Here is a 10,000-nt window from a genome sequence, read left to right as displayed (position 1 = left end):
TACTGAAAACGGCGGCGTGGCCGGTAATGACGGCACACCTGCAGGTGCCGCCGGTGTCAGTTTAAGAGGATTAGGTTCGAGTTCTACCTTAGTACTGGTAAATGGTCGTCGTGTAGCCGTGGACTCTTTTACCAATGGCTTTGACTCATTTGTGAACGTTAATGCCATCCCAATGTCAGCCTTGGAACGGGTTGAAATCCTGACAGATGGTGCATCGTCGGTTTACGGCTCAGACGCGATAGCAGGCGTCATCAACTTTATTTTGCGCAAAGACTATGAAGGTCAGGAATTGTCCGTATCTTACGGTGATGACACGGCAAGTAGCGATTTTCGTAAGTATAACCTGACTTATACCGGTGGCTTTAGTACAGAAAACAGCAATACCACAGTAGTTATTGACTACTTTGACAAAGATGCCCTCTTCAACACCGACCGTCCAATAGATGTTACTTTTAAATCCAGTACCCGAGTGACCATTGACGGCAAAGACTATGCCGAGCCATGGTGTGGCACAGCAACCAGTAATGGTGGAACCCGTTGCCAATATGACTATGTCAATGAACGTGCTATTCAGCCCGACAGCAAAGCTGTAGGCGCAACACTGAATCACATCTACCGTTTAGGCAATGACAGCGAGTTTTTTGCTGAAGCCATGCTGCAGCAAAATACAGGATCGGCTTACGATTCAGCAGCAGCTTTTGATGTACGGATTGCAGGTGACTCCAGCTATGTTCCGGCATGGGCCCAAGCTTTGGATGCACAAAACGGTGCCGTCAATCAAATCCGTGTCCGTTCCCGTTTTCCCGAGCGCCGGATACAGGACTACGACAGTCAAAGCTACCGTTTGTTAGCAGGCTTGCGTGGCGAATTGGGTGACTGGTCATGGGAAACAGCGGCGAGCTACGGTAAAACAGACAACGAAATTACTCATGTCTCAGGTTATATGGGCATAGATAAAGTTGCAGACGCCCTGGCCGATGGTAGTTTTAATCCATTTAATTTAGGTCGGGATAACTCTGCCTCAGTGATAGCCGGCTTACGGGAATTAGCACCTCGTATCGGTGAGTCTGATGTGTACTCAGTTGATTTCAACTTCTCTGGCACTTTGTTTGACGATATCAGCGCTGTCTTCGGTGGTGAATTCCGTGGCGAAGAGATCTCAGATAATCCAGCTGATATAGCACAAAGTGGCGGCATCTTTGCGCTGGGAGCCAGCGATGCAGCAGCAGACCGCACTCAGTATGCAGCCTACAGCGAGTTTAATATCCCGCTGACTGAGAAGCTGGATGCCATTGCTGCTTTACGTTACGACCATTACAGTGATTTTGGCGGAGATGTAAATCCGAAGCTGTCACTGCGCTACCGCGCTACTGACGACCTGATTTTACGCAGTTCCTGGAGTACAGGATTCCGTGCGCCATCGCTTTCACAATTAGGGGCTGGTACATCTCTTACCGCCAACTACATAGACTGTGGTGCGGATCAACCTTTTAACGCACTTTGCGGTGATTTTGGCGGAACAGCTGGTGAACTGGAATTTGATCAGGAAACACTGGGTAACAAAGGTTTAGATGCTGAAAGTTCAGAAGCCATCAATATTGGTGCCTCCTGGAACCTGACGGACGATTTACAAATCACCATCGATTACTGGAAATACACCCATGAAGACATAGTGGATGTAGATGCCAATACCACCTTACGCGCCTGTATTGCAGGCACAGCTCCGGTTGTCAGTGATGAATCTGAGCTCAATGGTGAATTTGGTTGTGTAGTAGACGGTGGTGATGATTTGGTCTTCCTGCGTACAGGATTCTTTAACGTCGGTAGCCAGGAGACGGATGGCGTTGACTTTAAACTAAACTACAAACTACTGACCCAAAGTGCAGGTGAGTTTAAATTCAACATAGCAGGAACCCGCACTTTATCTTACGAACGCCAGGTGACTCAGGACAGCCCGGCTGAAGATTTGTTAGGTAAATTGAGTGGTGCAGCAGAAATTGCGCGGCCTGAATTTGTGGCAGACGCAGGAACTGAATGGCGCTTAGAAAACTGGAGCGCCAGTTTGGGTGCGCATTACATCAGTTCGTTGGGCGATGGTGACTTTAAATTTGATAACGACACAGTAGATTCATGGCTGACGTATAACGCCAGTTTAGGCTATGACATCAGTGACAACCAAAGTCTGTTACTGAGTATCCGTAACCTGACTGACAAAGAACCACCTTATGCATCTTCCCCTACCAATGGTTACGCCAGTTCAGTTCATGACTGGTTAGGCCGCAACTGGACCTTGCGTTATTCAGTGAAATTCTGAATAAACTGAGTTCGGAATTTTTCTTCTACCTGGATGGAGTTGGGGCCTGAGTTTTCTCAGAGCCCCTTTTTTTTGCATTTACCGCAAAGTTCAGCAGAAAAAACAGAAGAGACTAGGTTTCATCCTTCAGCTTCCGTATAATGAGAATAATTCTTGTTAGAGCGATAAATATAGGTGAATTATGGCATTTCGTTTGATTCTGGTGTTGATAGCGCTGCTAGCGTTTCCGGCATTCGCTTCGGATAAGTTGATCCAATACATTGAATACATTGGTGCTGACTACAGTGCGGCTGTGGCTGAAGGTAAAATTGTTAGCGAAGCTGAATACGGAGAGATGCAGGAGTTTTCTTCGTTAATAGCGGAAGAAGTTGCCACAGCACCTCAGGAATTGCAGCAGCAATCCGCTCAATTAAAACAGCTTATTGCTGATAAAGCCGCGGAAAAAGACATTCAGGCCTTAACAGCGCTGATGCGTCAGAGTGTTATTGCAGCCATGCCTGCCATTCCAGTCCCACAAAAAAGCCCGGATTTAACACGTGGTGAAGCTTTGTTCGCCACCAACTGTGCTGCTTGTCATGGCGCCACCGCTATGGGTGACGGTCCGGCCGGCGCTCAACTGGACCCTGCCCCAACCAATTTTCACGAAGTAGAACGCTATCAGGCTCGCAGCGCCTATGGTTTATTTAATACCATCACCTTAGGTGTGGCCGACACTGGTATGGCGTCTTTTGCTCATTTAGATGAACAAAGCCGCTGGGACCTGGCCTTTTATGTTGGTCATATCGCAGGCCAAGGTTTGGACACAAGTAAAGTGCCGGACGCCATGATTGAAAACGGCGCAGTGAAAGACTTATTAACTGCGACACCAAAAGATTTAATCAAGCTTTACCCAGACTTTGGCGCTGAGCTGATGAGCCTGTTCCGCAGTAACCCGGAGCGTTTTTTCCAGGCCCAAAGTAAAGATCCGCTGGTAATAGCTCAGCAGAAATTGCAACTTTCTGCTGATTTATACGCGCAAAACCCACAAGCAGCTTATGATCAGGCCGTGTCTGCTTATCTGGACGGTTTTGAACTGGTGGAAAACCCGCTGGGAACAGTCAACCCCCCTCTGCGTGACCAGATTGAACATGCCATGTTGGGCTTGCGTCAACTGCTCAAAGATCCGACGCAAAAAGACAATGTGGTACCTCGTATCGCTGAAATTCAAAGCTTATTAAAACAAGCTCAGACTGAATTATCAGAAACTCAACTAAGCAGCATCAATGTATTTTTAGCCGCGCTGCTGATTTTATTACGTGAAGGCTTAGAAGCTTTACTGGTTGTTGCTGCCATTTACAGCGTGGCCGTAAAAACCGACAAACCTACTTTGCGTCACACTGTGCATATTGGCTGGGTAGGTGCTTTGGCATTAGGCGCTGTTACCTGGTTTGTTTCAAGTTTCGTGATTGATATCTCAGGTGCTTCGCGTGAGCTGACTGAAGGTTATACAGCCCTTATCGCCGCCGCTATTCTGTTCTACATGGGCTTTTGGATGCACAGCAAAACCAGTGCCAAAGAATGGAGTAACTTTATCCAGAACAAAGTACAAAATGCCGTATCAGGTGGTGCTTATTTTGGTTTAGGTCTGGTGGTGTTTTTAGCTGTGTACCGTGAAGCCTTTGAAACTATTCTGTTTTATCAGGCGCTATGGTTACAGGGTGGCGAACAGGCACAGCAAAGCTTTGTCTCTGGTATAGCGGCGGCTTTGGTCCTGCTGGCTGTTTTAGGTCTGGCTGTATTTAAGTTTGCACTGAAACTACCACTGAAATCCTTCTTTGGCAGCACTGCCCTGCTGATGCTGGTTCTGGCCATCGTCATGGCGGGTAAAGGTATAGCAGCCCTGCAGGAGGCCGGTACTTTGTCGGTGAGTCAGCTGAACCTGCCCACCATCAGCTGGTTAGGATTCTACCCTAATACTCAGGGTGTGGTACTGCAGTCTGCTTTAGTACTGATAGCGCTGATTTATCTGGTGCGCAGCCGCAAAGGTTAAAACCAGTCTGCCGATAAAAAAAGCCGCTTGAAGCGGCTTTTTTTATCGGCATTTTCTATTGTGCTTTTAACAATTCGCTAAGCAGGGTGCAATCAGCTTTTTGCTGCTCTGCATACTCCAGGCAAGACTGCACCAGTTCATCCTGCAGTTCTGGCAAATGTTGCACCACAGCCTGTTCAAACCGCAGCGAACGGCGGTCGCCTCTGCTATGGGCAAGGGCTAAAGCGCGGCCGCAGGCTTGGGAGTATTCTGCCAGTTTCTCCCCCGCTGCTTTTTCAGCAAAACAGACATCTTCAGGGTCCACATCCACATTGGCATGATGCAGTGATCGCACCAGATAATGAGCGCCATTCCAATAATGTTCATCCAACACCAGATCCGGCCGACGCTGCATTAAACGCTGGCAATCCACAGTTAAATGGGCGGCATTTAAACGGTTGACCGGGCTGAGGTCCGGAAAAAAATACAAAGGCGCTGAGTCGCGTTGTTGCTTAGCTTCAATCAAATGGCACAAGGCCAAATCTTCTTCACTCTGAATCTCTTTTGACCCCACCAATAAATAATAACGCTGCATATTTAACGAGCCTGTCCCAGCGCCCTGGCGGGTAACAATATCTAAAATCTCGTCGTTGACATAAGGCCTGAAACTATATTCAACCTCTTTGTAAAGTTCCGGCGATAGACGACTGAATTTCGTTGTGTCCTGTTTAAACCTCAGAGGCCGGGCTGATAAGTCAGCGCATTTGGCTAAAGTGCTTTTACGTAAAAAGTCTTGCCCTTTGGCCGCACGTTTAATAGCTTTTTTCAGTACAGGTTTAAGTACGTGATGTTTCGGAAAATCATCCAGGACTGAATACCTCAATTCTGGCTCAGCCAAAATAGCCTTACATTGGTCAGTGTAAGCCGTGAGAAAAGCCCGCACCGCCTGCTCAGCTTCTTTAGCCGACACCACCTCTAATTTATCCAGCTCCAGCTCATTATCATTGCTATAACGCTGCTGCTTTACGCCCTGACAGTAGTCTGCAGCCAATAAAATACTGACCGCATAACGGCTCCAGTCCCAGACGGCATGGCCAACACAGGCATCGTCAAAATCATTCGGAGCAAAAATAACTCTGTCGCCGGATGAGCCTTCTTCGGTAAAAAAGCCAAAGTTAGATAAATGACAATCTCCTACTACTGTAGTTGGCGGGATTTTTGTCGTTAATAACGCAGGGAGTTTCAATACAGAGTTTTTGATATCCGCATAAAACAACCCTGAACTACCGCGCAAAAAGCGAAAGGGGTTTTGTGCCATTTTCTGATGTTTGGCAAGCACAGGATCGAGGCCCGGCGTTACAGCATCAGTGCGTTTCAACTCTTGTTGCAACTGTTTAAGGCGTTGTGATTTTTTCATGAGCAATTCCAGAATGAATCCTTTCTACGCCATACTAAAACATAACACTTCAGCGACTACAGCAGGTAAAAGTGTCAATTATGTAAGCAATTGTTAAAGTTGCGCCATACATTCCACTTCGACTTTGGCCCCCAATGCCAGCCCGCTGGCTGCAAAAGCGCTTCTGGCTGGTAAAGGTGCCTTAAAGTACTGTAGGTACACCTTGTTTGCCGCGGGCCAGTCTTTGATATTCTCCAGCATGACGGTGCATTTAAAGACTGCATTAAAATCGAGTTGATGATGTTGCAATACCGCACCTATGTTTTGCAGGGTTTGATGCATCTGGCTTTCAATGCTTTGCCCATTCAGTACCATAGTGCCCGGGAAATTGCCGAGCTGCCCGGATAAATACAATACACCGTTAACAACTCTGGCGCTGCTAAAAGGCAGACGACTATCATCACCACGGTAAACAAAATGGCCATTTTTGATCACGTGGCTGATCAGACGGCTATTACTGATATTATCCGCTGGATTAGCTGAAAGGATCAGCAAGTTTGCTTTTTTTCCTGCCTCTATACTGCCTACTTTATCCGCTATGCCTATAGCTTCTGCCCCGTGCAAAGTAGCGGCTTGAATCGCCTGTAATGGCGTCAATCCGGCCTGGTCCACCAGCAACTGCATTTCCTGATGTACCATAGGATAATCCAGCCCTGCTTTATCTGTTAAATAATCTGTTCCTGCGACGATTTTTATACCTTGCTGGTGCGCCAGTTTGGTTAATAACACACCATGCTGATAAATTGTGGCAGCATTCAGGTTACGTTTTTGTAGTTGATGGAAAATAGTTAAAGTGGCATCCAGCATAGTGTCATGCTGTTTCATTTGCGCCAACAAGGCCCGATAATTTGCGGGGTCAAACGAGGCTTGCTTTATCTCTGCCGTAACAGGTAAATCTTTACGGCGCCAGTTCTCATAAGGTGAAATCACAGTCGCAGCCAGATCAGGCGCGTGCGAAATCACCTCTACGCCCGCTTGTACTGCATCCTCAGGTTTAGCAGGTCCAACATAAGCATGAGCCCAAACTTTCACTCCATATTTTTTTGCAGCAGCAGATAGCTTTGGCATTAAATCCGCCGGCACTTTGGCGTAAATTTTTATACCAGTAGCGCCTGTGCCCAAAGTGCGCAGCATCAAAGCATCAAAGTCAGTTTTAGCATTCACCGATCGCATCCAATCTGTATCACCCGGTGTTTTGCCACGGGCTGAGGCAACAGTGCGTGGGTCGCTGAAAAACTCCGGGCCACCAATAATGACTGAATAATAAATATCGGGAGACTGAATTAAGTCCAGCTCAGCCTGACGTTTTAATCCAGTCAGGACCCTTACATCACCGCCCATATCCCTTACAGTGGTGACACCACCTCTGAGCAAAGCACTAAGTCTTTGCTCTGTAATACCCGCATTGTCGCCACCTTCAGGTTCAGTGGCATGGTGCACATGAGCATCAATTAACCCGGGCAGTACATATAAACCTTTCATATCCAGCACAGTGCTGTCAGCCGGAGCTTTTTGACTGCCACTGGCGTATACGGCGCTGATGCGGTCACCATCAATCGCAACGGTCTGCCCTGCTTTGAGCTGTAAGGTTTTTACATCCACCAACGTGATGTTTTCCAGTAACACCGTCTGCGCGGATACGGCGCAACTGATGAGGCTAAACAAAAATACAAAGGGGCGGGATAATTGGAAGGCCATTATTTTCTCTTCTAAGTGGCTGTTCTTATTTGGTTATATCTAGTTATACCTAAGGTAAGGAAAAGCGACCAGCCACTAAACTAACAGCTGACGTTAAAAATCCGGTTCTGACCGCATTTAAAACAAGAGGCCGCACGACCAGCCTCCGATCAAGAACAGAGTTACCTCTCCAGCACAATCCGATAACGAGCCTTACCACTTTGCAGATGGGCTATGGCTTGGTTAATCTGATCAAACTTAAAGAGTTCTACTACGGGTTTAATGTTGTGCTGCACGGCAAATTCCAGCATTTTTCTGATAGTCGCCGGGCTGCCAACCGGAGAACCTGAAACGGAACGCTGCGCCATGATCAGACTAAACACATTCAGATCCAGAGGTTCCAGTGTAGCACCAACAAAATGCAACCGGCCTTTAGGTTTAAGTGTCGAAAGATATAAATTCCAGTCCAGCTTCACATTCACAGTAGTCAATATAAAGTCAAAACGACCGGCAGCTGCGGCTATTTCTGCAGCATTTGTGGAGTTAATACAATAATGCGCCCCTAACTCTTTGGCTTCAATTGTCTTGCTATCGCTTGAGGTAAAAGCTGTCACTTCACAACCAAAAGCCCGTAAAAACTGCAGCGCCATATGGCCTAGCCCACCTATGCCAATCACAGCGACTTTATCTGTTGGTTTAACCTCAAATTGCACCAGCGGGTTAAACACAGTAATACCCCCACAAAACAGAGGACCAGCGCTTTTTGCATCCATCCCTTCAGGCAAAGCCACTACACTGCTGGCATTCGCCCGCACTTTGTCTGCAAAACCGCCATGACGCCCCACTATAGTGCCTTGAGCTGACGCACATAAGTTGTGATCACCTGAGCCACAACTACTGCAATGGTGGCAATAGTCGGAATGCCAGCCCAAGCCAACGACCTGACCAATAGCCAGATGACGGACATCAGCCCCTAAGGCTGCAATACGCCCAACTACTTCGTGGCCAGCCACCAAAGGGTAAACCGACATCCCCCAGTCATTATTGAGCATGGATAAATCGGAATGGCAAATACCACAATAATCCACATCAATTTCTACATCCTGCCGGCCCAAAGGACCGGGATCAAACTCAATCACAGACAAAGGTGAATGAGGTTTTAATGCTGCATAAGCTTTGACCATAGAAGATTCTCCTGACCGACATTCAATAGATAACGCGGAAAGTATTAGCGAAAATCAGCAAACTGGTAGTAGTGAGCAAGGTATTTTTCCGGCTTTTTCACTTCATTGACCAGTTCATAAAGAACAAATGCAGATATGCCCCGTTGTTGATTGTTTTTTATACAGCCAGGACTGTTTCTTCCGCTTGATTCAGGTATAATCCGCGCACTTTTTTTCCGGCCCTTTTACTTTGCAGGATTTACATGACAGTCGAAACCTTTGATCCATCACAAACCACCACACTGGAAACACCGGTGAAAAGTCTGACAGCGCAGGCTCAGGCCAATGGCTCAGGCGCAAAAATCGGGTTTGTAAGCTTAGGTTGCCCAAAAAACCTGGTGGACTCAGAGCGTATTCTGACTCAGTTAAAAACTGAAGGTTATCAAATAGTTCCAAGTTATGATGATGCCGAGCTGGTGATCGTCAACACCTGTGGTTTTATCGACAGCGCGGTGCAGGAATCGTTAGATACCATAGGCGAAGCTTTAGCTGAAAACGGCAAAGTGATAGTGACGGGCTGTTTAGGTGCACGTGAGGATGAAATCCGTGAAGTGCATCCGAATGTGCTGGGTATTACCGGTCCTCATGCGTATGAAAACGTATTAAAGCAGGTGCATGACTTTGTGCCTAAGCCAAAATATGATCCCTTTATTCAACTGGTACCGGATCACGGCATTAAATTAACGCCTAAACATTACGCCTACTTAAAAATTTCTGAAGGCTGTAACCACCGTTGTACTTTCTGCATTATCCCGTCGATGCGTGGTGACTTAGTCAGCCGCCCTATTGGCGAAGTGCTGGATGAAGCGGCGCGTTTACAAAAAGCCGGCGTAAAAGAGCTGCTGATTATCTCTCAGGACACCAGCGCTTATGGTGTGGATGTGAAGCACCGCACAGGCTTCTGGAATGGCCAACCGGTCAAGACCTCTATGCAGTCATTATGCGAAGCCTTGGCCGATTTAGGCATTTGGGTGCGTCTGCACTATGTCTACCCTTACCCGCATGTCGATGATGTGATCCCATTAATGGCGCAAGGTAAGTTATTGCCATACCTGGATATTCCTTTCCAGCACGCCAGCCCGCGTATATTAAAACTGATGAAACGCCCTGGTCAGTCTGACCGCGTGTTAGAGCGCATCAAAAAATGGCGCGAAATCTGTCCTGAACTAACGATTCGTTCGACCTTTATCGTAGGTTTCCCTGGTGAGACTGAAGAAGAGTTCCAGGAATTATTAGACTGGTTAGAAGAAGCACAGCTCGACCGCGTCGGCTGCTTTAAATACAGCCCGGTCGAAGGCGCTAAAGCCAACGACTTACCGGAT

The 10,000-nt window shown here is 47.3% G+C and carries 6 protein-coding genes; 3 read left to right on the top strand and 3 right to left on the bottom strand.

Annotation, left to right across the window (positions count from 1 at the left end):
- The coding region (locus LDL40_RS02940) for a TonB-dependent receptor (RefSeq protein ID WP_300993600.1) at positions 1-2,314 on the top strand (2,314 nt) is incomplete at its 5' end.
- 181 nt (positions 2,315-2,495) lie between these two features.
- Complete coding sequence (locus tag LDL40_RS02935; protein WP_300993599.1) at positions 2,496-4,343, top strand: cytochrome c/FTR1 family iron permease; 1,848 nt, start codon at positions 2,496-2,498, stop codon at positions 4,341-4,343.
- Positions 4,344-4,398: 55 nt separating this feature from the next.
- Here the strand turns inward: LDL40_RS02935 and LDL40_RS02930 are convergent, their stop codons facing one another.
- From LDL40_RS02930 to LDL40_RS02920, 3 genes are all read right to left on the bottom strand, one after another.
- Complete coding sequence (locus LDL40_RS02930) at positions 4,399-5,739, bottom strand: DUF2252 family protein (RefSeq protein WP_300993598.1); 1,341 nt, start codon at positions 5,737-5,739, stop codon at positions 4,399-4,401.
- Between the two features lie 93 nt (positions 5,740-5,832).
- Positions 5,833-7,476, bottom strand: coding sequence for an amidohydrolase family protein (locus LDL40_RS02925; protein ID WP_300993596.1), 1,644 nt, complete (start codon positions 7,474-7,476; stop codon positions 5,833-5,835).
- 161 nt (positions 7,477-7,637) lie between these two features.
- Complete coding sequence (locus LDL40_RS02920) at positions 7,638-8,639, bottom strand: NAD(P)-dependent alcohol dehydrogenase (protein WP_300993595.1); 1,002 nt, start codon at positions 8,637-8,639, stop codon at positions 7,638-7,640.
- A 242-nt stretch (positions 8,640-8,881) separates the two neighbouring features.
- On the opposite strand from LDL40_RS02920, the gene rimO reads away from it, so the two are divergent.
- Positions 8,882-10,000, top strand: a 1,119-nt coding sequence (rimO, locus tag LDL40_RS02915) for a 30S ribosomal protein S12 methylthiotransferase RimO (protein WP_300993594.1), incomplete at its 3' end; no start/stop codon positions are given.

It is taken from the genome of Rheinheimera sp., from assembly GCF_020217005.1.
In the GTDB taxonomy this organism is placed as follows: Bacteria; Pseudomonadota; Gammaproteobacteria; order Enterobacterales; family Alteromonadaceae; genus Pararheinheimera.
The sequence above is the reverse complement of the archived record's forward strand: the minus strand, read 5'-3'. Positions and strand labels throughout refer to the sequence as shown.